The 23604-nt window shown below is 73.8% G+C and carries 22 protein-coding genes and 1 pseudogene; 17 read left to right on the forward strand and 6 right to left on the reverse strand.

Annotation, left to right across the window (positions count from 1 at the left end):
• Nucleotides 1-54: 54 nt before the first annotated feature.
• On the reverse strand, nt 55-1050 hold the full coding sequence (gene coaA, locus ACFU74_RS24640) for a type I pantothenate kinase (RefSeq protein WP_380760338.1): 996 nt from the start codon (nt 1048-1050) through the stop codon (nt 55-57).
• Between the two features lie 99 nt (nt 1051-1149).
• Here coaA and glmS point away from each other — a divergent pair, with 99 nt between their 5' ends.
• Nucleotides 1150-3006 (forward strand): glutamine--fructose-6-phosphate transaminase (isomerizing), encoded by a 1857-nt coding sequence (glmS, locus tag ACFU74_RS24645; RefSeq protein WP_380760340.1) that lies wholly within the window; start codon nt 1150-1152, stop codon nt 3004-3006.
• A gap of 41 nt (nt 3007-3047) precedes the next feature.
• On the opposite strand, the gene ACFU74_RS24650 is transcribed toward glmS, so the two are convergent.
• Nucleotides 3048-3335 (reverse strand): Uma2 family endonuclease, encoded by a 288-nt coding sequence (locus ACFU74_RS24650; protein WP_380760341.1) that lies wholly within the window; start codon nt 3333-3335, stop codon nt 3048-3050.
• Between the two features lie 689 nt (nt 3336-4024).
• On the opposite strand from ACFU74_RS24650, the pseudogene ACFU74_RS24655 reads away from it, so the two are divergent.
• From ACFU74_RS24655 to ACFU74_RS24675, 5 genes and pseudogenes are all read left to right on the forward strand, one after another.
• A pseudogene (locus tag ACFU74_RS24655) lies at nt 4025-5506 on the forward strand (NAD(P)H-hydrate dehydratase); the annotation flags it as partial.
• Between the two features lie 379 nt (nt 5507-5885).
• Complete coding sequence (alr, locus tag ACFU74_RS24660; RefSeq protein ID WP_380760369.1) at nt 5886-7058, forward strand: alanine racemase; 1173 nt, start codon at nt 5886-5888, stop codon at nt 7056-7058.
• Nucleotides 7055-8314 carry an alpha/beta fold hydrolase gene (locus tag ACFU74_RS24665; protein ID WP_380760371.1) on the forward strand — a complete coding sequence of 420 codons (1260 nt, stop codon included), beginning with the start codon at nt 7055-7057 and terminating at the stop codon, nt 8312-8314. The genes alr and ACFU74_RS24665 overlap by 4 nt, the downstream gene beginning before the upstream one ends.
• A gap of 626 nt (nt 8315-8940) precedes the next feature.
• Nucleotides 8941-9438 (forward strand): tRNA (adenosine(37)-N6)-threonylcarbamoyltransferase complex ATPase subunit type 1 TsaE, encoded by a 498-nt coding sequence (gene tsaE, locus ACFU74_RS24670; RefSeq protein ID WP_380760343.1) that lies wholly within the window; start codon nt 8941-8943, stop codon nt 9436-9438.
• Between the two features lie 124 nt (nt 9439-9562).
• Nucleotides 9563-9781, forward strand: a complete 219-nt coding sequence (locus tag ACFU74_RS24675; RefSeq protein ID WP_380760345.1) for a hypothetical protein — start codon at nt 9563-9565, stop codon at nt 9779-9781.
• A gap of 25 nt (nt 9782-9806) precedes the next feature.
• Here ACFU74_RS24675 and ACFU74_RS24680 read toward each other — a convergent pair whose 3' ends face one another.
• Complete coding sequence (locus ACFU74_RS24680; RefSeq protein WP_380760373.1) at nt 9807-10439, reverse strand: hypothetical protein; 633 nt, start codon at nt 10437-10439, stop codon at nt 9807-9809.
• A 185-nt stretch (nt 10440-10624) separates the two neighbouring features.
• Here ACFU74_RS24680 and tsaB point away from each other — a divergent pair, with 185 nt between their 5' ends.
• From tsaB to ACFU74_RS24705, 5 genes are all read left to right on the forward strand, one after another.
• Complete coding sequence (tsaB, locus tag ACFU74_RS24685) at nt 10625-11281, forward strand: tRNA (adenosine(37)-N6)-threonylcarbamoyltransferase complex dimerization subunit type 1 TsaB (protein ID WP_380760347.1); 657 nt, start codon at nt 10625-10627, stop codon at nt 11279-11281.
• A 59-nt stretch (nt 11282-11340) separates the two neighbouring features.
• Nucleotides 11341-11871 (forward strand): ribosomal protein S18-alanine N-acetyltransferase, encoded by a 531-nt coding sequence (gene rimI / locus ACFU74_RS24690; RefSeq protein WP_380760375.1) that lies wholly within the window; start codon nt 11341-11343, stop codon nt 11869-11871.
• Entirely contained in the window at nt 11864-12952 is a 1089-nt protein-coding gene (tsaD, locus tag ACFU74_RS24695; protein ID WP_380760349.1) for a tRNA (adenosine(37)-N6)-threonylcarbamoyltransferase complex transferase subunit TsaD, read from the forward strand. Before rimI ends, tsaD begins: the two co-directional genes overlap by 8 nt.
• A complete protein-coding gene (locus ACFU74_RS24700; protein WP_380760351.1) occupies nt 12949-13212 on the forward strand; it encodes a hypothetical protein in 264 nt (87 codons plus the stop codon). Before tsaD ends, ACFU74_RS24700 begins: the two co-directional genes overlap by 4 nt.
• A 99-nt stretch (nt 13213-13311) precedes the next feature.
• Nucleotides 13312-14241 carry a polysaccharide deacetylase family protein gene (locus ACFU74_RS24705; protein ID WP_380760354.1) on the forward strand — a complete coding sequence of 310 codons (930 nt, stop codon included), beginning with the start codon at nt 13312-13314 and terminating at the stop codon, nt 14239-14241.
• Here ACFU74_RS24705 and ACFU74_RS24710 read toward each other — a convergent pair.
• Both ACFU74_RS24710 and ACFU74_RS24715 read right to left on the reverse strand, forming a co-directional pair.
• The gene (locus ACFU74_RS24710; RefSeq protein ID WP_380760377.1) at nt 14217-15446 is read right to left on the reverse strand and encodes a methyltransferase domain-containing protein; all 1230 of its coding nucleotides are present in this window, start codon (nt 15444-15446) and stop codon (nt 14217-14219) included. The genes ACFU74_RS24705 and ACFU74_RS24710 overlap by 25 nt on opposite strands.
• Nucleotides 15443-15760: a hypothetical protein gene (locus ACFU74_RS24715; protein ID WP_380760357.1), complete on the reverse strand. Its 318-nt coding sequence runs from the start codon at nt 15758-15760 to the stop codon at nt 15443-15445. Before ACFU74_RS24715 ends, ACFU74_RS24710 begins: the two co-directional genes overlap by 4 nt.
• Nucleotides 15761-16007: 247 nt before the next feature.
• Between ACFU74_RS24715 and groES the strand changes: the two genes are divergently transcribed.
• The 3 genes from groES (at nt 16008) to ACFU74_RS24730 (ending at nt 19203) form a co-directional block, all read left to right on the forward strand.
• Nucleotides 16008-16313, forward strand: coding sequence for a co-chaperone GroES (gene groES, locus ACFU74_RS24720; protein ID WP_014136232.1), 306 nt, complete (start codon nt 16008-16010; stop codon nt 16311-16313).
• Nucleotides 16314-16429: 116 nt separating this feature from the next.
• A complete protein-coding gene (groL, locus tag ACFU74_RS24725) occupies nt 16430-18064 on the forward strand; it encodes a chaperonin GroEL (protein WP_380760359.1) in 1635 nt (544 codons plus the stop codon).
• Nucleotides 18065-18195: 131 nt separating this feature from the next.
• The gene (locus ACFU74_RS24730; protein WP_380760361.1) at nt 18196-19203 is read left to right on the forward strand and encodes a LysR family transcriptional regulator; all 1008 of its coding nucleotides are present in this window, start codon (nt 18196-18198) and stop codon (nt 19201-19203) included.
• A 105-nt stretch (nt 19204-19308) separates the two neighbouring features.
• Here the strand turns inward: ACFU74_RS24730 and ACFU74_RS24735 are convergent, their stop codons facing one another.
• Nucleotides 19309-19635 (reverse strand): WhiB family transcriptional regulator, encoded by a 327-nt coding sequence (locus ACFU74_RS24735; protein ID WP_380760363.1) that lies wholly within the window; start codon nt 19633-19635, stop codon nt 19309-19311.
• Nucleotides 19636-20203: 568 nt separating this feature from the next.
• Between ACFU74_RS24735 and ACFU74_RS24740 the strand changes: the two genes are divergently transcribed.
• From ACFU74_RS24740 to guaB, 3 genes are all read left to right on the forward strand, one after another.
• Entirely contained in the window at nt 20204-20815 is a 612-nt protein-coding gene (locus tag ACFU74_RS24740; protein WP_014136228.1) for a response regulator transcription factor, read from the forward strand.
• Nucleotides 20816-21132: 317 nt separating this feature from the next.
• The gene (gene shbA, locus ACFU74_RS24745; protein ID WP_380760365.1) at nt 21133-21801 is read left to right on the forward strand and encodes an RNA polymerase sigma factor ShbA; all 669 of its coding nucleotides are present in this window, start codon (nt 21133-21135) and stop codon (nt 21799-21801) included.
• Nucleotides 21802-22057: 256 nt separating this feature from the next.
• A complete protein-coding gene (gene guaB, locus ACFU74_RS24750) occupies nt 22058-23563 on the forward strand; it encodes an IMP dehydrogenase (protein ID WP_380760367.1) in 1506 nt (501 codons plus the stop codon).
• The last annotated feature ends 41 nt before the right edge of the window (nt 23564-23604 follow it).

Below are 23604 nucleotides of genomic sequence, written 5' to 3' on the forward strand. Positions count from 1 at the left end.
GGCCCCTGCCGCACGGCAGGGGCCCTTCCGTCGTGCCGTCGTCCTGCCGTGCCGTCAGAGCTTGCGCAGCAGCGCCCGGCGGACCTTGTGGTCCTGGCCCTTCTGCAGGATCAGGGTGGCCCGGCCGCGGGTCGGCAGCACGTTCTCCAGCAGGTTGGGCCGGTTGATGGTGCGCCAGACCTGGCGGCCGTACTCCATCGCCTCCTCCTCCGGCACCTCGGTGAAGCGGCGGAAGTAGGAGTTCGGGTCCTGGAAGGCGGTCTGCCGCAGCTTGCGGAAGCGGTCCAGGTACCAGCTCTCGATGTCGTCCGTGCGGGCGTCGACGTAGATGGAGAAGTCGAAGTAGTCGGCCACCGCGAGGCGGGTGCGGCCGTCCGTGCCGGGCAGGGCCGGCTGGAGCACGTTCAGGCCCTCGACGATGAGGATGTCCGGGCGCTCCACGGTGAGCCGCTGGTCCGGCACGATGTCGTACACCAGGTGCGAGTAGACCGGCGCGGTGACCCGCTCCCGGCCGGCCTTCACGTCCGCGACGAAGCGCATCAGCGCCCGGCGGTCGTAGGACTCGGGGAAGCCCTTGCGGGCCATCAGGCCGCGCCGGCGCAGCTCGGCGTTGGGCAGCAGGAAGCCGTCGGTGGTGACCAGCTCGACCCGGGGGTGCTCCGGCCAGCGGGCCAGCAGGGCCTGGAGCAGACGGGCGGTGGTGGACTTGCCGACGGCGACGGAGCCGGCCACGCCGATGATGAACGGGGTGCGGGTGCGCTCGGTGTCCGGGGTGTCCAGGAAGGTGCCCAGGGCGCCGCGCAGGTCGTGCGTGGCGTGGATGTAGAGGTTCAGCAGCCGGGACAGCGGGAGGTAGACGTCCCGGACCTCGTCGAGGTCGAGGGCGGTGCCGAGGCCGCGCAGCCGTTCCACCTCCTCAGCGGTCAGCGGCAGCGGCGTACGCTCGCGCAGTGCGCTCCACTCGGCCCGGCTGAGGTCCACGTAGGGGGACGGTGAGGGGCCGGGCGTTGTGTCGCCCCGCGTACAGAGTTCGGTCAGCACATGCTCCATTGTGGGCCGTAGCGCCGTTCGGGGTGGTTGTGGTGTCGGTCACGGCCCGCGGGCGAACCGTGCGAAAACGGCCCTCGAAGCGCCCTTATGCTGGCACGCATGTGCGGAATTGTTGGATACGTGGGCTCCCAGCCCGCCCTTGACGTAGTAATCGCAGGCCTGCAGCGACTGGAGTACCGGGGCTACGACTCGGCCGGTGTCGCGGTGCAGGTGCAGGGCTCCGACGGGCAGTGGAGCCTCGCCACCGACAAGCGGGCAGGAAAGCTCGCGAACCTGGAGAAGTCGCTCGCCGAGACCCCTCTTCCCGGCGGCACCACCGGCATCGGCCACACCCGCTGGGCCACCCACGGCGGCCCGACGGATGCCAACGCCCACCCCCATCTGGACGACGCCGCGCGGGTGGCGGTCGTCCACAACGGCATCATCGAGAACTTCGCCCTGCTCCGTGCCGAGCTCTCCGAGCGCGGCCACACGCTGCGCTCGGAGACCGACACCGAGGTCGTCGCGCACCTGCTCGGCGAGGAGTACCGGGGCGACCTGGCGGAGGCCATGCGCGCCGTCTGCCGCCGCCTGGAGGGCGCGTTCACCCTGGTCGCGGTGCACGCCGACGCCCCGGACGTGGTGGTCGGCGCCCGCCGCAACTCGCCGCTGGTGGTCGGGCGCGGTGAGGGCGAGAACTTCCTCGCCTCCGACGTGGCCGCGTTCATCGCGCACACCCGCGAGGCGATCGAGCTGGGCCAGGACCAGGTCGTCGAGCTGCGCCGGGACGGCGTGACCGTCACGAACTTCGACGGCACGCCCGCGGACGTGCGCGAGTACCACGTCGACTGGGACGCCTCGGCCGCCGAGAAGGGCGGCTACGACTACTTCATGCTCAAGGAGATCGCCGAGCAGCCGAAGGCCGTCGCGGACACCCTGCTCGGCCGGATCGGCACCGACGGCCGGCTCACCCTCGACGAGCTGCGGATGTCCGACGCCGACCTGCGCTCGGTCGACAAGGTCGTCATCGTCGCCTGTGGCACCGCCTTCCACGCGGGCATGATCGCCAAGTACGCGATCGAGCACTGGACCCGGATCCCGTGCGAGGTGGAGGTCGCCTCCGAGTTCCGCTACCGCGACCCGATCATGGGCCCGGGCACGCTGGTCATCGCCATCTCGCAGTCCGGCGAGACCATGGACACCCTGATGGCGCTGCGGCACGCGCGCGAGCAGGGCGCCAAGGTGCTGGCGATCTGCAACACCAACGGCTCGACCATCCCGCGCGAGTCGGACGCGGTGCTGTACACCCACGCCGGTCCCGAGGTGGCCGTCGCCTCGACCAAGGCGTTCCTCACCCAGTTGGTCGCCTGCTACCTGGTGGCGCTCTACCTGGGCCAGGTGCGCGGCACCAAGTGGGGCGACGAGATCCTCGCCGTCATCAAGGAGCTCGGCGACGCGCCGAAGCAGGTCGAGCAGGTCCTGGAGACCATGGAGCCGGTGCGCGAGCTGGCCCGCTCCCTGGCGGACGCGCGCTCGGTGCTGTTCCTGGGCCGGCACGTCGGCTTCCCGGTGGCCCTGGAGGGCGCGCTCAAGCTCAAGGAGCTCGCCTACATGCACGCCGAGGGCTTCGCGGCCGGCGAGCTGAAGCACGGGCCGATCGCGCTGATCGAGGAGGGGCTGCCGGTCGTGGTCGTCGTGCCGTCGCCGCGCGGGCGCTCGATCCTGCACGACAAGATCGTCTCCAACATCCAGGAGATCCGGGCCCGTGGCGCGCGGACCATCGTGATCGCGGAGGAGGGCGACGAGGCGGTCGTCCCGTACGCCGACCACCTGATCCGCATCCCGGTCACGCCGACCCTGCTCCAGCCGCTGGTCTCCACCGTGCCGCTCCAGGTCTTCGCCTGCGAGCTCGCCACGGCCAAGGGCCACGAGGTCGACCAGCCGCGCAACCTCGCCAAGTCGGTCACCGTCGAGTAGCCCGGCCGGCTCCGTCCCGGCGTCCCTGCGGTGGCTGCGTCCTACCGCAGGGACGCCGTGTCGAGCGTGAACGAGAACGGCGCGGGCAGGTCCAGCGGCTTGCCGAAGGGGACCCGGCTGCGGGTGATGTAGTCCGCGCCCTCGGGGTTCGTGAACAGTGTGACCATGCCCTCGCTGCGATCGACCAGCAGGTAGCAGGGGATACCGGCGGCGGCACAACCGCGACGCTTGGGCCCGCGGTCCTTGTGGGGATTGGTCGACGTCACCTCGAAGACCAGCAGGACCCCGGCGGCTTCGGCCCAGGACGTGCTGTGTTCGAAGTGCCCCACCGGGCTCACCGCCGTCCGGGACGAAGCGGCCTCCGGGGGTGATCAGCCCCTTGTTCCCGGCGAGGTCGAACTCGGCCTCGGCCTTCCGCATGAACTGCCTGTTGAGCAATGAGAAAGCGGTCTCGTGCGCTCCGTCCGGCGGCGGCGTCACGGCGATCTCCCCTTCGATCAGTTCAGCCTTGAAACCCGGCGGCGTGTCCAGCTTCAGGAATGCCTGGAGGACGTCGTCCTCGCCCATCGGGTGCTCGACAGCCGGCATGGCGACCATGGCCCTTCTCCCTCCTGTGGGTCCGTGCCGCGCTGCACGGCAGGTATCCGGACCGGCACCGGCGGGGGATCGAAGTGGGTGTCACCCGGGAGTGTGCCGCAGGCCCGGCTGCCGTGGGGCGGTGGCGCGGGCTAGGCCCTCTCTTTCGGATCACGTCGGATCAGTGGGCGTCGTTGGAGGGCGTGCATCGGCGGTGCGGAGGTGGGGGCACCTCCCGGCCGAAGGCTGGGGGCGGAGTCCATGCGGTGGGGGCACCTCCCGGCCGCCAGGCTGGGGGCCATCGGCGACCGACGACAAGCCGGCGTGGGGGTACCTCCCGGCCGAAGGCTGGGGGCGTGCGTGCTCCGGCGGCGACCGCCTGGCGTGATCCGAAAGAGAGGGCCTAGCGTCGGCGGTAGCCGACCGCTGAAGGAGTCTCCGCATGCGTCACGCCCATCGCGTCGAAGTCGTCCGTGCCGCCGAGGCCGCGCTGATGGCCCGGCTTCCCGGGGGCACGCTGATGCAGCGGGCCGCCACCGGGCTCGCCGCGACCTGCGCGCGGCTGCTGACCCGTCGTCGCGGGCGGGTGTACGGCAGCCGGGTGGTGGTGCTGGCGGGCAGTGGGGACAACGGGGGTGACGCGCTGTACGCCGGTGCGGCGCTGGCGCGGCGCGGGGCGCGGGTGTCGGCGGTGCTGGTGGCGCCCGACCGGGCGCACGCCGGGGGGCTCGCGGCGCTGCGGGCGGCCGGCGGGCGGGTGGTGCCGCACCAGGAAGTCGGCCTGGCCGACTTCTCGCGCGCGGACCTGGTGCTGGACGGCATCGTCGGCATCGGGGGGAAGGGCGGGCTGCGGCCGGAGGCCCGGCCGTACGCGGACGCCGGGCGGTCCGGGGTGGTGGTGGCCGTCGACGTGCCCAGCGGGGTGGACGCCGACACCGGCGAGGTGGCGGGCGTGGCGCTGCGGGCGGACGTCACGGTGTGCTTCGGGACGTACAAGCCCGGGCTGCTGGTCGATCCGGGCGCCTCGTACGCCGGGGCGGTGCACCTGGTGGGGATCGGGCTGGAGCTGCCGGCGGCGGAGGTCTCCGCGTTGCAGCACGCGGACGTGGCCGGGCTGCTGCCGGTGCCGGGGGCGGAGAGCGACAAGTACCGGCGCGGGGTGGTCGGGGTAGCGGCCGGGTCGGCGCGCTACCCGGGGGCGGCACTGCTCGCGGTCGCCGGGGCGCTGCGCGGCGGCGCGGGCGCGGTGCGGTACGTGGGGACGGCGGCCGAGGAGGTGGTGCGGCGGTTCCCGGAGACGCTGGTCACCGAGGGCGGGCCGGCGGGGGCGGGGCGGGTGCAGGCCTGGGTGGTCGGGCCGGGTGGCGGCGAGGGCGCCGGGCGGGCGCTCGCCGAGGCCCTGGCCGCCGATGTGCCGGTGCTGGTCGACGCGGACGGGCTGACCGAGCTGGCCCGGCTCGGGCCGGGCGCGCTGGCCGGGCGGACGGCGCCCACGCTGCTCACCCCGCACACGGGGGAGGCGGCCCGGCTGCTCGTCGGGGCGGAGGACGGCGGGGGAGCGGCCCGGCCGCCGGCCGCCGACGAGCTGGCGGCCGCCCGGCTGGCCACGGCGCGGCGGCTCGCGGCGGCGTACCGGGCGACGGTGCTGCTGAAGGGCTCGACCACGGTGGTCGCCGATCCGGGCGGTGCCGTCCGGGTGAACCCGACCGGTACCTCGTGGCTGGCGACGGCCGGCAGCGGGGACGTCCTGGCCGGCCTGGCCGGCTCGCTGCTCGCCGCGGGCCTCCCCCCGCTGGACGCCGCCTCGGTGGCCGCCTACCTGCACGGTCTCGCCGCCCGCCACACCGCCGCCGCCCCCGGCGCCCCCGTCACCGCCCTCGACGTGGCGGCCGCCCTCTCCACCGCCTGGAACGACGTCCGATCGGCCGCGGCGGCCCCGGGGCCCCCTTACTCGGCCCCCGGGCCCCCTTTGGTTCGGTGCTGTCGGACGCCGCCCCGGTCGACTTCCTACTCCAACGAACGGTGGAGCCGGCCGAAATCAGTAGACCGGTCTGCATATTTCGCGGAGCCTGGAGTGGAAAGTCGGCCCGGTCGACTTTCCACTCCGCGAGTATCGGAGTTCTATGTGGACCGGTCTGCATATTTCTGCGCCGGCGCGAGGGGCGGCGGGAACCGGGGGGTGATTCGTGGGCGTCCGGGAGGGGGTGGGGGGTCGCGGGGGGCGGTGTGCCGACGGGCCGTTCGGCGAGGAACCTGGGACGTCTGGGAGACTGACCCTGATGACAACTGCGAAGACCACCGTGATGGCCACTCTCACCGAAGGCGCGAGGGCCGAGGCGACCATCGATCTCGCCGCCCTGCGCGGCAACCTCGACGCGCTGCGCGAGCGCATCGGCGGTGCCGCGGTGATGGCCGCGGTCAAATCGGACGCCTACGGCCACGGCGCCCTGCGCTGCGCCCGGGAGGCGGTCGCCGCAGGAGTCCGCTGGCTGGGCACCGCGACGCCGGACGAGGCGCTCGCCCTGCGCGCCGAGGGCATCCGCCCGGACCAGGCCCGCATCCTCTGCTGGCTGTGGACCCCCGGCGGCCCCTGGCGGGAGGCCCTCTTCGCCGACCTCGACATCTCGGTCAGCGGCCAGTGGGCACTCACCGAGCTGCTCGCCGCCGTGCGCTCCACCGGCATACCCGCCCGGGTCCACCTCAAGGCCGACACCGGCCTCGGCCGCAACGGCTGCCAGCCGCACGACTGGCCCGAGCTGGTCGCCGCCGCCCGCCGCGCCGAGCTGGACGGTCTGCTCACCGTCGTCGGCGTCTGGTCGCACTTCGCCGCCGCCGACGAGCCCGGCCACCCCTCCATCCAGGCCCAGCTGGACGCCTACCGCGCCGCCCTGGCCACCGCCGAGGCGGCCGGCCTGCGCCCCGAGGTGCGGCACCTGGCCAACTCGCCGGCCGCCCTGCTGCTCCCGCAGTCGCACTTCGACATGGTCCGCACCGGCCTCGCGATGTACGGGCTCTCGCCGGTCCCGGACGTCGGCTCGCCGGCCGACTTCGGCCTGCGCCCGGTGATGTCGCTGACCGCCCGGCTGGCCCTGGTCAAGCACGTCCCCGGCGGCCACGGCGTCAGCTACGGCCACCACTACACCACCCCCGGCCCGACCACCCTGGGCCTGGTCCCGGTCGGCTACGGCGACGGCATCCCCCGGCACGCCAGCGGCATCGGCCCGGTGCAGATCGACGGCAAGTGGCGCACCGTGGCCGGCCGGGTGGCGATGGACCAGTTCGTCGTCGACCTCGGCGGCGACACCCCGCCGATCGGCGACGAGGTGCTGGTCTTCGGCAACGGCGACCGCGGCGAGCCCACCGCCGAGGACTGGGGCCGCGCCTGCGGCACCATCTCCTACGAGATCGTCACCCGGATCGGCTCCCGGGTGCCGCGCCGCTACGTCGGCGCCCTGGACGGGGACCCGCTCGGATGAGCGGGCAGTCCGGCGCCGACCCGGCCGAGGCGGTGAGCGGCGTGGCCCGTGCCGTCAAGGCGGCCGGGACGGCCACCGGGGTGAGCCGGGCCGGCCTGATCGGCATCTCGGTCGGCGTGCTCGCGGCCGGCGCCGCCGCCGGCGTGGCGATCGAACGGCTGACGGTCGGCCGGACGACGCGCCGCCGGGCCCGCGCCGAACTGGACGCCAAGGCCCCGTACGGCTCGCTGCGCGGCCGCCCGCGCACCGTCGCCGCCCCCGACGGCACCGGGCTGTACGTCGAACTGGACGGGCTCGCGGGGGGCGGCCCGGAGCCGGACGAAGCCGAGCCGGACGGCGCGCCCGAGCCGCTGACCGTGGTCTTCTGCCACGGCTACTGCCTCAACCAGGACAGCTGGCACTTCCAGCGCGCCGCCTTCCGCGACGGTGCGCGCCTGGTCTTCTGGGACCAGCGCAGCCACGGCCGCTCCGAGCGCTCCCGCTCCTTCCTGGCCGGCGAGCCCGCCGGCATCGACCAGCTGGGCGGCGACCTCAAGGCCGTGCTCGACGCCGTCGCGCCGACCGGGCCGCTGGTGCTGGTCGGCCACTCGATGGGCGGCATGACGGTGATGGCGCTGGCCGACCAGCACCCCGAACTGTTCCGCGAGCGGGTCGCCGGCGTGGCGCTGATCGGCACCCTCGCCGGGAACTGGGACGCCGTCACCTTCGGCCTGCCCCAGGCCGGCGCCCGGCTGTTCCGCCGGGTCGCGCCGGGGATGATGAAGCTGCTCGGCCGTCAGGTGGACCTGGTGGAGGCGACCCGCCGACTGGGCACGGACGTCAGCGCCGTCTTCTACCGCCGGTTCTCCTTCGGCGGGAAGGACGTCGACCCGGGCGTGGTCCGGTTCGCCGAACAGATGCTGGACGCCACCCCGATCGACGTGGTGGCCGAGTTCTACCCGGTGTTCTCGGCGCACGAGAAGACCCAGGCCCTCGCCGCCCTGCGCGGCATCCCGGTCCTGGTGCTGACCGGCACCAAGGACCTGCTGACCCCGCCCGGCCACGGCGAGGTGATGGCCGAACAGCTGCCGGGCGCCGAGCTGGCCCTGGTCGAGGACGCCGGGCACCTGGTGATGCTGGAGCGCCCCGACGTGGTCGACAGCCATCTGGCCACCCTCTTCGAACACGCCGCCCGCTTCCGCGGCGCCGCCCCGCCCCGGCGCCCCCGGCCGTCGAGCGGGCGTAGGCCCTCTCGTTCGGATCACGGCGGGCGGTAGCCGCCGGAGCACGCACGCCCCCTGCCTTCGGCCGGGAGGTGCCCCCACGCCGGCTTGTCGTCGGTCGTCGGTCGCCGATGGCCCCCGGGCTGGCGGTCGGGAGGTGCCCCCATCGCATGGACTCCGCCCCGCCCTTCGGCCGGGAGGTGCCCCCTCCTCCGCACCGCCGATGCACGCCCCCGCTCGCCCGCGGGCAGGAGGGGCCCATCGGCGACGCCCACCGGTCCGACGCGACCCGAACGAGAGGGCCTCGCGTGCCAGTTCGGCTCACGGCGGGCGGTCGCCGCCGGAGCACGCACGCCCCCTGCCTTCGGCCGGGAGGTGCCCCCACGCCGGCTTGTCGTCGGTCGTCGGTCGCCGATGGCCCCCGGCCTGGCGGCCGGGAGGTACCCCCACCTCCGCACCGCCGATGCACGCCCCCGCTCGCCCGTGGGCAGGAAGGGCCATCGGCGACGCCCACCGGTCCGGCGCGACCCGAACGAGAGGGCCCCGCGCGCCCGGCATCGGGGACGGACCGGCCGGGGCGGGGCCGGGGCGGTGCGGGCCGGGGGCGGGGATGTGGCACGGTAGCGGGGGCGCCCGAGGGCCGGTGCGCCGCCGTACGGACCGAAGGGCTTGATTCGCGCATGGGCTCGCACGCCACTCTCACCGCCGCCACCCCCGACCGGATGGGCCGGCTCGGCCGGGAGCTGGCCGCGCTGCTGCGACCGGGTGACCTGGTGCTGCTCTCCGGCGAGCTGGGCGCGGGGAAGACCACGCTGACCCGGGGCCTCGGCGAGGGGCTCCAGGTGCGCGGCGCGGTCACCTCGCCGACCTTCGTGATCGCCCGGGTGCACCCGTCGCTGGTCGGCGGTCCGGCGCTGGTGCACGTCGACGCGTACCGCCTGGGCGGGGACCTCGACGAGATGGAGGACCTCGACCTGGACGTCTCGCTGCCCGAGTCGGTGGTGGTGGTCGAGTGGGGCGAGGGCAAGGTCGAGCGGCTCTCGGAGGACCGTCTGGAGGTCCGGATCGAGCGGGCCGTCGGCGCCGAGGCGGCGGGCGGCGACCTGGACCCGCGCCAGGTGAGCCTGACCGGGATCGGCCCCCGCTGGGACGGCGTCGACCTGTCGGTGCTGGCCTGACGGAGCCGTCCGCCGCCGACCGGGTCACGGTTTGCCGACAGGCTGTCGGGAAGGTGTTGCGGTCGGGGTCCCGGGCGTGGTGGGATGGGTTCTGAGGTTAGGTCTGCCTAACTAGGGAGGCGCCATGCCGAGCACCACGCCCGCCCCGGAGCGCGAACCGCGCGGGACCGGGGCCGAGGGGCCCGACCGCCGTGCCGCGGGGGAGCCGATGCGGGCCCTGCTGGCCGCCTGTGCGGCGGCGGAGGCGGTCTCCACCCCGCCCGGGCGCCGTCCGGCGGGGAACACGCGGCCCGAGGAGCCGCCGGTGGACGGCGGCGCGCACGACACCCGCCGCGCCGCGTAACCACGGGCCGCCGGACGCCTGCGGGTCAGGCGATCACGACCACCTTGGTGTCCTTCGGCGCGAAGTCCCAGAGCAACTGGCCGTCGGCCCGGCTGCTGCGGATGCCGCCGGTCTTGGCCTTGGCGTCGCCGCCGCCCCCGATCGCGGACGGCGTCCCCGACACGGATGCCGTAGGTGCGGCGCCCGGCGTGCCGGTGGCCCCGTCGACGGTCGCGCTGAAGCCGAACACCACGCCGTTCTGCTGGGCGAACCGCACCACGTGCTCGATCTGCTTGCCGTCGGTGCCGGTGCCGGACTGGGTGCGGCTGTACACGGGGTAGCTGCCGGGAGCCGGCTCGACCGTGCCCGGGGTGACCGGGAAGGCGGCCACCACCTGCGGGGTCTTCTTCGGGTCGATCAGCCAGACGTAGTGCGTGCTGACGGAGTAGACGACCCGCAGCCCGGTGCCGGTGCCCGCGGTGGGCAACGGCGGGACGGTCGGCGTGGGCGTGCTGGTCGGGGTGGCCGAGGCGGTCGGCCCGGCGGCCGAGGCGGAGGTGCTCGCGCCGGGATCGGCGGCGACCGCGCGGTCCTGCGCGCCGTTGGCCTGGAAGGCCAGCAGACTCACCACCGCCAGGGCCCCCAGGGTCAGCCCCGTGACCACCACTCCAGGACCCATCTTCGCCACGTGTGCTCCCACCGCCGTCCCAAAACCGTCGGCCCCATCGTGCCAGGTTCGCCCGTCCGGTCCGCATCACGTCGGACGTGTGTTCCGCCGCGGGACCGGTTTTCGATCGGGCGGCGCACACCCGCCCCGGGCACGGGCCACGACGGGCCACCGCCCGACCGGTCTAACCTTGACCCGTGCTGCTGCTCGCGTTCGACACCGCTACCCCCGCCGTCACCGCCGCCGTCCACGACGGCACGGCCGTCCTCGCCGAGACCGACCAGGTCGACGCCAGGCGCCACGGCGAACTGCTGCTGCCCGCGATCGACCAGGTGCTGCGGGCGGCCGGTGTGGACAAGCACCGGCTGACCGACATCGCCGTGGGCGTCGGCCCGGGCCCGTACACCGGCCTGCGGGTCGGCCTGGTGACCGCCGCCGCGCTGGGCCACGCCCTGGACCTGCCGGTGCACGGCGTCTGCACCCTGGACGCGATCGCCCACCGGGCCCGCGCCGAGGGCCTGGCCGGCGAGCCGTTCACGGTGGCCACGGACGCCCGCCGCAAGGAGGTCTACTGGGCCGCGTACGACGCCGAGGGCCGTCGCACCGAGGGCCCTTCGGTGGACCGCCCGGGCGAGCTGGCGCCGCCGGCGCGCTCGGTCGGCGCCGGCGCGCTGCTCTACCCGGACGCCTTCCCCGGCGGGCGCGGCCCCGAGCACGTCTCGGCCGGCGCGCTCGCCGACTTCGCCGCCGCCGAACTGGCCGCCGGCCGGGCCCTGCTGCCCAACGCCCCGCTCTACCTGCGCCGCCCGGACGCCCAGGTGCCGGCCGGCTACAAGGCGGTGCTCCCGGCGTGACCGGCCCGAGCACCGACGGGGCCGTGCGCACCGCCGTCCCCGCCGCCACGCTGCGCCCGATGCGCTGGTGGGACATCGCCCCGGTGCTGGAGCTGGAGCTGGAGCTGTTCCCCGAGGACGCCTGGTCGGCCGGCATGTTCTGGTCCGAGCTGGCCGATGCCCGCCCCGGCGGCACCCGCCACTACACCGTCGCCGTCACCCCGGACGGCACGGTCGTCGGCTACGCCGGGCTGATGGCGGTGGCCGGCGAGGGCGATGTGCAGACCATCGCCGTGGACGGCCGCCACCAGGGCGCCGGGCTCGGCGCGGCGCTGCTCACCGACCTGGTCCGGGAGGCCGCCCGGCGCGGCTGCGCGGACCTGCTGCTGGAGGTGCGGGTGGACAACCTCCGCGCCCAGCGGCTCTACGAGCGCTTCGGTTTCGAGCCGGTCGGCATCCGGCGCGGCTACTACCAGCCCGCCGACGTCGACGCGCTGGTGATGCGCCTCGACCCCGCGGCCGCCGCCGTCGACGGTGCCGCTCCCGAAGACCTCGACGAACCCGCGGACGACCCGCGACCGGACGTGAAGAAGGACACCCCCCATGGCTGACGAACCGCTCGTCCTCGGCATCGAGACCTCCTGCGACGAGACCGGCGTCGGCATCGTGCGCGGCACCACGCTGCTCGCCGACGCGGTGGCCTCCAGCGTCAACGACCACGCCCGGTTCGGCGGCGTCGTCCCCGAGATCGCCAGCCGCGCGCACCTGGAGGCGATGGTCCCCACCATCCAGCGCGCCCTGGACACCGCGGGCGTCAAGGCGAGCGACCTGGACGGCATCGCCGTCACCGCGGGCCCCGGCCTGGCCGGCGCGCTGCTGGTCGGCGTGAGCGCCGCCAAGGCGTACGCGTGGGCCCTGGACAAGCCGCTGTACGGCGTCAACCACCTCGCCTCGCACATCTGCGTGGACCAGTTGGAGCACGGCCGGCTGCCCTCCCCGACGATGGCCCTGCTGGTCTCCGGCGGGCACTCCTCGCTGCTGCTCAGCGAGGACATCACCAGCGATGTGCGCCCGCTCGGCGCGACCATCGACGACGCGGCCGGCGAGGCCTTCGACAAGGTGGCCCGGGTGCTCGGGCTCGGCTTCCCCGGCGGCCCGGTGGTGGACCGCACCGCCCGCGAGGGCGACCGGAAGGCGATCGCCTTCCCGCGCGGCCTGACCGGCCCCAAGGACCCGGAGTACGACTTCTCCTTCTCCGGCCTGAAGACCGCCGTCGCCCGCTGGGTGGAGGCCAGGCGGCGGGCCGGCGAGGACGTGCCGGTCGCCGACGTCGCGGCGTCCTTCCAGGAGGCGGTCACCGACGTGCTGACCCGCAAGGCGGTCAAGGCCTGCAAGGACAACGGCGTCGACCACCTGATGATCGGCGGCGGCGTCGCGGCCAACTCGCGGCTCCGCGAGATGGCCCAGCAGCGCTGCGACAAGGCGGGCATCCGGCTGCGGGTGCCGCGCCCGGGCCTGTGCACCGACAACGGCGCGATGGTCGCCGCGCTCGGCTCCGAGATGGTCTGGCGCGACCGTGCGCCGTCCTCCTTCGACCTGTCGGCGGACTCCTCGCTGCCCGTCACCGAGGTCCACGTCCCGCACACCGACTTCCACGGGCAGGCCTACCGGGCGCTGGGCGGGCAGGCGTGACCACCACCGCCGCGATGTGGGAGGCCCGGGCCGCCGACGGGCGGGGCGCCGAGCTGTCCGCCTGGGTCCGGGAGGCCGCGCTGCCCGCGCTGCGCGGCCGTCCCGGACTGCTGCGCGCCGAGCTGTTCGCCGCCCCCGGCGAGAGGGTGCTGCTGATCACCTGGTGGTCCGGCGAGCCGGTGCCGGTGCCCGAGCCGCCCGCCGGTCTGCTCGGCCGTCCGGTGCACCGCTGGGCGTTCACCAGCGAGCACGTGGAGTAGCCCTCCGTAGTCGTTCGCACGCCCGACCGGGAACCGAACGTCCGACCGTTACCGTGCTAACCGGCGGAATCGCTGAACGGGAACGGGGAGCACGGCGCGGTGAACAGCTACGGGTGGAGCAGGACGACGGCGTACGCGGTGGGGGCGGCGGTCCTGCTGGCCGCCGCCACCGGGTGCGCGGGCGGGGGCGACAGCGGCGCCGCCTCCGCCGCCCTGACGGCACCGGGCGGCGCCACCACCGCCCCGGCCCGGTCCGCCGCCCCGTCGCGCCCGCAGGACGTGCCGCCCCCGCCGCCGAGCGCGTCACCCGCCCCGGCCGCCGGGGACGCCGCCGCCTGGGCCAAGTGGAACCTCACACCGCTGCCGCCGGCGCCCCCCGCGCCCGCCGACAAGCCGGTGAAGCTCCGTCCGACCGGACCGGTCCCGGTGTTCAGCGAGGTGAGGACCGACGACAAGGTGGTCTTCCTCACCATCGACGACGGCGCCGAGAAGGACCCGGCGTTCGTCGAGATGCTGACCGACCTCAAGGTGCCGGTCTCGATGTTCCTGACCCGCGACATCGTCAAGGACGACTACGGCTACTTCAAGCGGCTCCAGGCGCTCGGCAACCACGTCCACAACCACACCTCGGACCACGCCCAGCTGAGCAGGGCGGCCCCGGAGAAGCAGAAGGCCGAGGTCTGCGACGCCCAGGCCGAGCTCACCCGGCAGTACGGAACCCCGCCGCTGCTGTTCCGCCCGCCGTACGGCGACGGCGCCCACACGCCGGCGCTCAACGCGGTGGTGCAGCAGTGCGGGCCGAGGGCGATCGTGCTGTGGCGCGAGTCGATGCAGATCCACGACATGCAGTACCAGGCGGCGGACCGGAAGCTGCGGCCCGGCGACATCGTGCTCGCCCACTTCCGGGGCCCGAAGGACCTCAAGGGCGAGACGATGACGCAGATGTTCGGCGAGCTGCTGGCCAGGATCCAGGAGCAGGGCTTCGCGGTGGCCCGGCTGGAGGACTACATCGAGGCGCCGGCCGCCTGAACGGCCGCGGCGGGGCCGGTCACCGGCCGGCCGAGCATCATCAGCGGGCCGTGGTCGGTGCGGCTGAGGATCACCGTGACGGTGTTCGGGCCGGCCGGCTTCAGCTGGCGGCGCAGCTCCTCCGGGGTGATCGCCATCCCGCGCTTCTTGATCACCACCGTGCCGACGCCCCGCTCGCGCAGCAGCGCCTTGAGCCGCTTGATGTGGAACGGCAGCACGTCGGTCAGCTCGAAGCCGTGTGCGTAGGGGGTGTCCACCAGCTCGTCGGAGGTGACGTAGGCGATCTTCGGGTCGATCAGCCGCCCGTTCACCTGCTGCGCCACCTCGGCGACCAGGTGGGCGCGGATGACCGCGCCGTCCGGCTCGTACAGGTAGCGGCCGACCGGCCCGGCCGGCGGGTCGGGCAGGTCGCCGCCGGTGAGGCTGGCCCGCTGCGGCAGCAGGGTGGCGCGGTGCGGGCGCTCGGCCCGGGTGCCGAACCAGAGCACCGCCTCCTTGACGTCGCCGTGGTCGGAGACCCATTCGGCCTCGGCGTCCGCGGGCACCGCCTCGTGCGGGATGCCGGGGGCCACCTTGAGCGCGCCGACGGGGGTGCGCCGGCCGGCCTCGACCGCCCAGGAGAGCGGCGGCGCGTACGCCTCGGGGTCGAAGACCCGGCCGCGCGAGGTGCGCCGGGCCGGGTCGGTGAAGACCGCGTCGAAGCCGGCGACGTCGACGTCGGCGACGTCCGCGCAGCGCACCTCGACCCGGTCGGCCAGGCCCAGCGCGGCGGCGTTGGCGGCGGTGGCGGCGCAGGCGGCCGGGTCCTTGTCGACGGCGAGCACCTCGACGCCGGCCCGGGCGAGCGCCAGCACGTCGCCGCCGATCCCGCAGCAGAGGTCGGCCAGCCGCTTCACCCCGAGGTCCGCGAACCGGCGGGCCCGCCACTCGGCGACCTCGCGCCGGGTGGACTGCTCGACGCCGTTGGGCGTGAAGTACATGAGGTCGGCGTCGGCGCCGAACTTGGCCCGGGCCCGCTGCCGCAGCCGGGCCTGCCCGAAGGCGGCCGACACCAGCTCGGCGGGGTGCTCCTTGCGCAGCCGGGTGGCCAGTGCCAGCTCCTCCCCGGGCGCGAAGTCGCGCAGTTCGGCGAGCAGGGCCTGGCCCCGGTCGGTCAGCAGGGGCCGCAGGTCGTCGTTCTCCACGGGCCCATTCTCGCCGGTCAGAGGCTGCTGAGGACGACCACGATGAAGACCGGGTAGACGAACGGTGCCACTGCGGCGACGACCGCCACGACCGGGTAGCCGAGGCGCCGGGCGACCCAGGTGATCACGCCGGTGGCGGCGAGCGTCAGCAGTGCGGCGGCCCCCAGAACGGCGGCCGAGCCGCCGGAGGAGTAGCGCGAACCCGCGGTCCAGACGGTCGCCGAGCACACCTGGAGAACGGCGACGGGCATCGCGAGGAACAACGGCAGGAGGATCACCGCGAACAGGAGGTCTTTCCACCGGGCGGGCCGGGCGGCGCTCAGCGTCGTGGTCATGGAGCCGAGTCTGGCGCCCCCGCGCACCTCGCACATGAGTACGGCTACTCATCCGCATCGCGGGACCCGTGGGCGCGTCGTTGGCACTCTGGTTGACTGAGTGCTAACCGCGGCCTATGGTCGTCCTAGCACTCCCCACCGGGGGAGTGCTAACGCGACAATGCGTGTCTGACCCCCGCGACGGCAGACGCGCGAGTTCGCCCCTACCCGTTAGAAAACCCCGTAATCTCCGAAGGGGAGCTCGGACGTGACCACCAGCAGCAAGGTTGCCATCAAGCCGCTCGAGGACCGCATCGTGGTCCAGCCGCTCGACGCCGAGACCACCACGGCCTCCGGCCTGGTTATCCCGGACACCGCCAAGGAGAAGCCCCAGGAGGGCGTCGTCCTGGCCGTCGGCCCGGGCCGCTTCGAGGACGGCCAGCGTCTGCCGCTCGACGTCGCCGTGGGTGACATCGTCCTGTACTCGAAGTACGGCGGCACCGAGGTGAAGTACCAGGGCGAGGAGTACCTGGTGCTCTCCGCCCGCGACGTTCTCGCCATCATCGAGAAGTAAAGCGTCCTGCCACGCCCCGGATCCGTGTCCCTAGTGACAGGGGACCGGGGCGTGGCTGTTGGTTCACGTAGTCGAGCGGCCGCCGCGACGGCCGCACCCCCGAGGGAATAGGGAACATGGCGAAGATCCTGCAGTTCGACGAGGACGCCCGCCGCTCGCTGGAGCGCGGTGTCAACAAGCTGGCCGACACCGTCAAGGTGACCATCGGCCCCAAGGGCCGCAACGTCGTCATCGACAAGAAGTTCGGCGCCCCGACCATCACCAACGACGGTGTCACCATCGCCCGTGAGGTCGAGCTCGACGACCCGTACGAGAACCTTGGCGCGCAGCTCGTCAAGGAGGTCGCCACCAAGACCAACGACGTCGCGGGTGACGGCACCACCACCGCCACCGTGCTGGCCCAGGCCCTGGTCAACGAGGGTCTGCGCAACGTCGCCGCCGGCGCCGGCCCGGCCGCCCTGAAGAAGGGCATCGACAAGGCCGTCGCCGCCGTCTCCGAGCACCTGCTGTCGGTCGCCCGCGAGATCGAGGGCAAGGACGACGTCGCCGCCGTCGCCACGCTGTCCGCCCAGGACGCCCAGGTCGGCGAGCTGATCGCCGAGGCGATCGACAAGGTCGGCAAGGACGGTGTCATCACCGTCGAGGAGTCGAACACCTTCGGCGTGGAGCTGGACTTCACCGAGGGCATGCAGTTCGACAAGGGCTACCTGTCGCCGTACTTCGTCACCGACGCGGAGCGCCAGGAGGCGGTCCTCGAGGACCCGTACATCCTGATCAACCAGGGCAAGATCTCCTCCATCCAGGAGCTGCTGCCGCTGCTGGAGAAGATCCTCCAGGGCGGCACCTCCCGCCCGCTGCTGATCATCGCCGAGGACGTCGACGGCGAGGCGCTGTCCACCCTCGTGGTGAACAAGATCCGCGGCACCTTCAACGCGGTGGCCGTCAAGGCCCCGGGCTTCGGCGACCGCCGCAAGGCGATCCTCGGCGACCTGGCCGTCCTGACCGGCGGCACCGTGATCTCCGAGGAGGTCGGCCTCAAGCTCGACCAGGCCGGTCTGGACGTGCTGGGCTCGGCCCGCCGCGTGACCGTCACCAAGGACGACACGATCGTCGTCGACGGTGCCGGCGAGTCCGAGGCCGTGGCCGGCCGCGTCGCCCAGATCAAGGGCGAGATCGCCAACACCGACTCGGACTGGGACCGCGAGAAGCTGCAGGAGCGCCTGGCCAAGCTGGCCGGCGGCGTCTGCGTCATCCGCGTCGGTGCCGCCACCGAGGTGGAGCTCAAGGAGCGCAAGCACCGCCTGGAGGACGCCATCTCGGCGACCCGCGCCGCGGTCGAGGAGGGCATCGTCGCCGGTGGTGGCGCCTCCCTGGTCCACGCCGCCAAGGTGCTGAACGACGGCCTGGGCCTGTCCGGCGACGAGGCCACCGGTGTCGCGGTCGTCCGCAAGGCGCTGCACGAGCCGCTGCGCTGGATCGCCCAGAACGCCGGCCTGGAGGGCTACGTCATCACCTCCAAGGTCGCCGAGCTGGAGCAGGGCCAGGGCTACAACGCCGCCACCGGCGAGTACGGCGACCTGGTCAAGGCCGGCGTCATCGACCCGGTCAAGGTCACCCGCTCCGCCCTGGAGAACGCCGCCTCGATCGCCTCCCTGCTGCTCACCACCGAGACCCTCGTGGTGGAGAAGAAGGAGGAGGAGGCCGACAACGGTCACGGCCACTCGCACGGCGGTCACGGCCACTCGCACTGAGGCCGCAGCCACTGACCGCAGGCCCGGTCCGCGCCCCGCGAGGGGTGGCGGGCCGGGCCTGCGGCGTGTTCCATTCTTCAACTATCAGTTGAATTTTGCGTGTTGCAAAGAATCCCTTATATCTTGGGGGCATGATCGAGGCCCGCCACCTGCGCGTCCTGCGTGCCGTCGCCCGCACCGGCTCCTTCTCCGCGGCCGCCCGCGAGATGGGCTGCACCCAGCCCGCCATCAGCCAGCAGATGAAGGCGCTGGAGAAGTCCGTGGACACCCCGCTCGTGGTCCGTTCGGGCCGAGGGATGCAGCTGAGCGAGGCCGGGCGGGTCCTGCTCAAGCATGCCACCGGGATCCTCGCCGGGCTCTCCGCCGCGGAGGAGGAGGTCGCGGCGATCGCCGGGCTGCGGGCCGGACGGGTCCGGCTGGTGTCCTTCCCGACCGCCAGTTCGACCCTGGTGCCGCCGGCGGTCGCCCGGCTGCGGGACAGCCATCCGGGGGTGCGCGTGTCGCTGGTCGAGGCGGAGCCGCCGGAGTCGCTGGCGATGCTGCGCGGCGGCGAGTGCGAGGTCGCGCTCGCCTTCCGCTACCCGCAGGCCCCGGGATCCGCCCTCGCGCCGGCGCCGGCGCCCGCGCACGGCACGCCCCGGGAGGCGCGTGCCGAGGCCAATCTGGAGGCCCAGCAGCTGAGTGCGGGGGTCGACTGGTCCGATCTGGTGGTGACCCCGCTGCTGGACGACCCGCTGGTCGGGCTGCTGCCCGCGGGCCACCGGCTGGCCGGGCGCGGCGGGCCGGTGGAGCTGGCCGAGCTGGCGGGGGAGCAGTGGATCGCCGGCTGTCCGCAGTGCCGGGGGCACCTGGTGGAGCTGTGCGCGGGCGCCGGCTTCGAGCCGCGGATCGACTTCGCGACCGACGACTACCCGGCGGTGGTCGGGCTGGTGGCCGCCGGGCTCGGGGTGGCGGTGCTGCCCGGGCTGGCGCTGGAGTCGGTGCGCCCCGACGGGGTGGTGCCGGTGGCGGTGCACGCCGTCTCGGGGGCGCCGGCGGTGCGGCAGGTGGTCGCGCTGACCCTGCCGGACCTCGCCGAGGTGCCGGCGGTGGCGCTGATGCTGGAGCGGCTGGCGGGGGCGGCGGCGGCCGGGCGCTGACCCGTCGGCGCGCCGGGCCGGCGGCGACGCGGGCTCCCGGCCGGGCCCCGGGCGTGCCTCACCCCGAGAAGAAACGTTTCTTCCCGGTCGGGCGAAGCCGGTGTCCTACTGCTGGACCACGCCCGGCGCGGCGAGCGGCACCTCCACCAGGCGGTTGCGCGAACGGCCCATCATCTCCTCGCGCTCGTCCTCGGTCAGGCCTCCCCAGACGCCGTACGGCTCGCGGACGGCCAGCGCGTGCGCGGCGCACTCGGTGCGTACCGGGCAGCGCATGCAGACCTCCTTGGCGCTCGCCTCGCGCGAGCTGCGGGCCGCACCCCGCTCGCCCTCGGGGTGGAAGAAGAGCGAGCTGTCCACGCCACGGCAGGCCGCGGAGAGCTGCCAGTCCCAGAGGTCCGCGTTGGGGCCGGGGAGTCGGGAGAAATCTGCCATGGCTCATTCCCTTCAGAGGTCGTCGACCGCGGGCCTCGCCGACGGGGTGCGTCGGCGGTGGCGCAGCGGGCGTCCGGCGCGGTGTGGACACCTGGAAATATGACTTACGGCAACTCCATGGACAAGTCACCCACAGAGTGGCACAACAGTCAATGACCATACAAAAGCTCGAAAAACGGGCAAAGTGGGCGTGGCTGCCGGGCCGGTGACAGCCGGGCGCGGATGTGGCATTCGGGTGGCCGACGGGCGCACGCACACCCGCGCGGGTGTGCGGGTTGTACGCCGACCGCGCGCGAGCTGCGCAAAAGTGCGGCGTGTGCACCGCGATGCGGCTGATCGGTAACGGGTCGGCCACGTACAGTGGTGGAGGTGACCCCGAAGGCCGTAACTCATTCGAGTGACGGTCGTTGGAAGTGCGGAGGCGGTTAGCGGACGCCGGACGTCGGGAACGATCGCGGGGAATCTCAGGCGATCAGCACGGAGTCTGACGCCGATCGGCCGTGTCGGAGAGGTTCGTACCAGCCAGGAGGCTCAACGTGACGCGGATCAGCTGCGGAGGACGACGGTCATGACTTCCGTTCTCGTTTGCGACGATTCCCCGCTCGCCCGCGAGGCGCTTCGCCGCGCGGTCGCGACCGTACCCGGTGTCGACCGGGTCACCACCGCGACGAACGGGGAGGAGGTCCTCCGCCGCTGGGTGGCCGACCGATCCGATCTCGTCCTGATGGACGTCCGGATGCCCGGCCTCGGCGGGGTGGAGACGGTCCGGCGGCTGCTGTCCGCCGACCCGGGCGCCCGGATCATCATGCTCACCGTCGCCGAGGACCTCGACGGTGTCGCCCTCGCGGTCGCCGCGGGCGCCCGCGGGTACCTGCACAAGGACGCCTCGCGCGCCGAACTGCGGGCCACCGTCACCCAGGCGCTCGCCGACCCGACCTGGCGGCTCGCCCCCCGCCGGCTGCGCAGCCCCGACATGGGCGCGGCGCCGACCTTGACGGCGCGTGAGATCCAGGTGCTCGAAGGCATGAGCCACGGCCGCAGCAACGCCGAGATCGGTCGTGAGCTGTTCCTCTCCGAGGACACCGTCAAGACCCATGCCCGGCGCCTGTTCAAGAAGCTCGGCGCCTCGGACCGCGCGCACGCGGTGGCGCTGGGCTTCCGCTGGGGCCTGGTCCGCTGACCGCCGCCGGCGCCGCCGGTTCCGGCACGCTCCGCGCGATTGTCCGCGCGGGGGCGTGTGACGTTACGGTCCCGAGGTTGCACCATGGAGGAGTGGAGCACCTCGGGGACCAGCGGACAGGAACTGCGGCGAACCACGCAGCCGCGGGAGACTCGGCGGACGGCGCCGCGGACGGGACCACCCCGGGCGGTGGGGCGGGAGGCGGGACGGTGCAGGAGTGGCCGGTGGTGCGGACCGGTGCGGCACCGCATAACGTTCCGGTGCACAACTCCGGACGCGGTGCCGCGTTTTCCCGCGCGACCAGGCACCATGGACCGATGCGTGACGACGTGGCCGGGGCTCCCGGTGAGGCGGACCCGGTGGAGGCCGAGCCCTCCGCGCCCGGGCCCGCCCCGGCGTACGCGGATCCGGCCGACGGGCCCGGCGCGCTCGCCGCACTGGTCGCGGCCGCCGTCCGCGGCGAGGGACCGGCGATCGACGCTCTGCTCGCCCACGTCCACCCGCTGGCCCTGCGCTACTGCCGCGGCCGCCTCGTCCGGCTGCCCGGCGGCGCCCGGCACCACGTGGACGACATCGCGCAGGAGGTCTGCGTCGCGGTGCTCTGCGCGCTGCCCCGGTACAAGGACCAGGGGCGCCCCTTCGAGGCCTTCGTCTACGGGATCGCCGCGCACAAGATCGCCGATCTGCAGCGGGCCGCGATGCGCGGGCCCGGTTCGACGGTGATCCCGCAGGACGACCTGCCGGAGGTGCCGGACGAGGCGCTCGGCCCGGAGGAGCGGGCGCTGCTCAGCAGCGACGCGGCCTGGGCGAAGGAACTGCTCTCCAACCTGCCGGCCCGGCAGCGCGAACTGGTACTGCTGCGGGTGGCCGCCGGGCTCTCGGCGGAGGAGACCGGCGAGGTGCTCGGGATGTCGCCGGGGGCCGTCCGGGTCGCCCAGCACCGCGCGCTGAGCCGGCTGCGGGCGCTCGCCGAGGAGTCGTCCTAGGGCGGGCCCCGGCGGCGGAATGGCCCACGGCCGGGCTTTGTTGTCAAGGGCACACGAGAGCGCATTCGCGGTGCCAGTACCATGGGGTATCGGCGCCTGGGCGGGTCGCCAAAGTTTCGACGGTGCGCAAGGGTTTCCCCTGGAGGATCCTCCAACGGCCACCGGGCTTTCGGCGGTCCGAGCGAGTGAGCTGATGACAGCGCCCCCACCCCCAGGGCGCGAGCTGATCGAGCCGGCCACGGAAGGTACCCCCGAAATGTCTTACAACGCCGCAGGCGTACCCGAGAAGTTCGCGATGCTCGGACTCACGTACGACGACGTCCTGCTGCTGCCGGGGGCGTCCGAGGTGCTGCCGAACCAGGTCGACACCTCCTCGCGGGTCTCCCGCAACGTGCGCGTCAACATTCCGCTGCTCTCCGCGGCGATGGACAAGGTCACCGAGTCGCGGATGGCGATCGCGATGGCCCGTCAGGGCGGCGTCGGCGTCCTGCACCGCAACCTCTCGGTCGAGGACCAGGCCAACCAGGTCGACCTGGTCAAGCGCTCCGAGTCCGGCATGGTCACCGACCCGATCACGGTCGGCCCGGAGACCACCCTCGCCGAGGCCGACGCGCTCTGTGCGAAGTTCCGGATCTCCGGCGTGCCGATCGCCGACGAGAGCGGCAAGCTGCTCGGCATCGTCACCAACCGCGACATGGCCTTCGAGACGGACCGCACCCGCCAGGTCCGCGAGATCATGACCCCGATGCCGCTGATCACCGGCAAGGTCGGCATCTCCGGCGTCGACGCGATGGCGCTGCTGCGCCGCCACAAGATCGAGAAGCTGCCGCTGGTCGACGACGACGGCCGGATCAAGGGCCTCATCACCGTCAAGGACTTCGTCAAGGCCGAGCAGTACCCGAACGCCGCCAAGGACTCCGAGGGCCGGCTGCTGGTCGGTGCCGCCGTCGGCGCCAGCGCCGAGGCCTTCGACCGCGCCCAGGCCCTGGTCGAGGCGGGCGTGGACTTCCTGGTCGTCGACACCTCGCACGGCCACAGCCACAACGCGCTGGCCTGGATCGAGAAGATCAAGTCGGCCGTCAAGGTCGACGTGGTCGGCGGCAACGTCGCCACCCGTGACGGCGCCCAGGCGCTGATCGACGCCGGCGTGGACGGCGTCAAGGTCGGCGTCGGCCCGGGCTCCATCTGCACCACCCGCGTGGTCGCCGGCATCGGCGTCCCGCAGGTCACCGCGATCTACGAGGCCGCCCTGGCCTGCCAGGCGGCCGGCGTCCCGGTCATCGGCGACGGCGGCCTGCAGTACTCCGGCGACATCGGCAAGGCGCTCGCCGCCGGTGCCGACACCGTGATGCTCGGCTCGCTGCTGGCCGGCTGCGAGGAGTCCCCGGGCGAGCTGATGTTCATCAACGGCAAGCAGTTCAAGTCCTACCGCGGCATGGGCTCGCTGGGCGCCATGCAGTCCCGCGGCCAGGGCCGGTCCTACTCCAAGGACCGCTACTTCCAGGCCGAGGTCGCCTCGGACGACAAGCTCGTCCCCGAGGGCATCGAGGGCCAGGTGCCCTACCGCGGCCCGCTCTCCGCGGTGCTGCACCAGCTGGTCGGCGGCCTGCGCCAGACCATGGGCTACGTCGGCGCGGCCACCGTCGCCGAGATGGAGAGCAAGGGCCGGTTCGTCCGGATCACCTCGGCGGGCCTCAAGGAGAGCCACCCGCACGACATCCAGATGACCGTCGAGGCGCCGAACTACAGCGCCCGCCGCTGATCCCGGTACCCCGCCGCGGGGCCCGCCACCGAGGGGTGGCG

The sequence above is a fragment of the Kitasatospora sp. NPDC057500 genome (assembly GCF_042802195.1).
GTDB lineage: Bacteria > Actinomycetota > Actinomycetes > Streptomycetales > Streptomycetaceae > Kitasatospora.